Source organism: Micromonospora sp. LOL_024 (assembly GCF_048060415.1).
GTDB lineage: Bacteria > Actinomycetota > Actinomycetes > Mycobacteriales > Micromonosporaceae > Micromonospora.
In genome coordinates, this window is sequence record NZ_JBHMIS010000137.1 from 1 (window position 1) to 1,322 (window position 1,322).

Consider the following 1,322-nt stretch of genomic DNA (forward strand, 5'->3'; position numbering starts at 1 on the left):
GTGTCAAGCCCCGGGTTTGATGGAGAGTTGGTTAGCTGGTTTTCAGGGGCGCGGTGACTGGGTGGGTCATCGCGTGTAGCGCTTCGTACTCGGCGGGTGGGACGTGGTCGAGTTCGCCGTGCAGCCTGCGGTTGTTGTACCAGTCGATGTACTCGACGGTGGCCATCTCCAGGTCGTCGAGCCCGCGCCAGGGACCCTTGTTGCGGACGAGTTCGGCCTTGTAGAGGGAGTTGAGCGCTTCGGCCATGGCGTTGTCGTAGGAGTCGCCCTTGGATCCGACCGAGGCGACGGCGCCGGCCTCGGCGAGCCGCTGGGTGTAGCGGATCGCTCGATACTGGACACCCCTGTCCGAGTGGTGGACCAGTCCACCCAGGTCAGCGCCTTGATTCTGGCGGCGCCAGATCGCCATCTTCAGCGCGTCGAGAGCCAGATCGGTGTAGAGCGACGTGGTTACCTGCCAGCCGACGACCAGGCGGGAGTACACGTCGAGGACGAACGCGGCGTAGACCCAGCCCACGCTGGTGCGCACGTAGGTCAGGTCGGCGACCCACAGCTGGTTCGGGCCTGCCGCGGTGAAGTCCCGTTCGACCAGGTCAGCGGGCCGGCTGGTCTCGGCCGCCGGCCGGGTCGTGCGCGGCGAGGTGTCGCGCAGCAGCCCACGCAGCCCGGACTCACGCATCAGCCGCTCAACCGTGCAGCGGGCCACCCGCACGCCTTGGCGGTGTAGCTCGTGCCAGATCTTGCGGGCGCCGTAGACACCGTAGTTCTCTTGGTGGATTCGCTCGATCAGCGCGGTCAGCTCCTCATCGCGCCGTGATCGGGCCGAGGCGGGGCGGGTCTTGGCGGCGTAGTAGGTCGACGGTGCGATCTGCGCCGGCGTGTCTTCAAGCGCCCGCAAGACCGACTGGACACCGTGGTGCTCCCGCTGGGAGTCGACGAACTCGATTTTCATCGCGACGGACGGTCCAGTTCCGCGGCGAAGAAAGAGGCCGCGGAGCGCAGGATCTGGTTCGCCCGCCGCAGCTCGCGATTCTCCCGTTCCAGCGCGGCGAGGCGTTCGGCGTCGCTGCTGGTGATGCCGGGCCGGTCACCGGTGTCGGTCTCGGCCTTCTTCACCCACGTGCGCAACGCCTCCGGATGAACCCCGAGCTGACCGGCGATCCGCCGGATCGCGCCGACCGCGGACGCCGGATGGATCCCGGCGGGCCTCGACCGCCAACCGGGTAGCACGCTCACGCAGCTCATCGTTGTACTTCTTCGGTGCGGGCATCGCTGGTGTTCCTCCCAGGTTTCGACGTCTCCATCAAACCCGGTGCGGGACA

1 pseudogene is annotated in these 1,322 nt (G+C 67.5%); it reads right to left on the minus strand.

Features of this window, described 5'->3' with window-relative positions:
• Positions 1–31: 31 nt before the first annotated feature.
• Positions 32–1,270, minus strand: a pseudogene (locus ACFHWY_RS28540) (IS3 family transposase).
• Positions 1,271–1,322 lie beyond the last annotated feature (52 nt).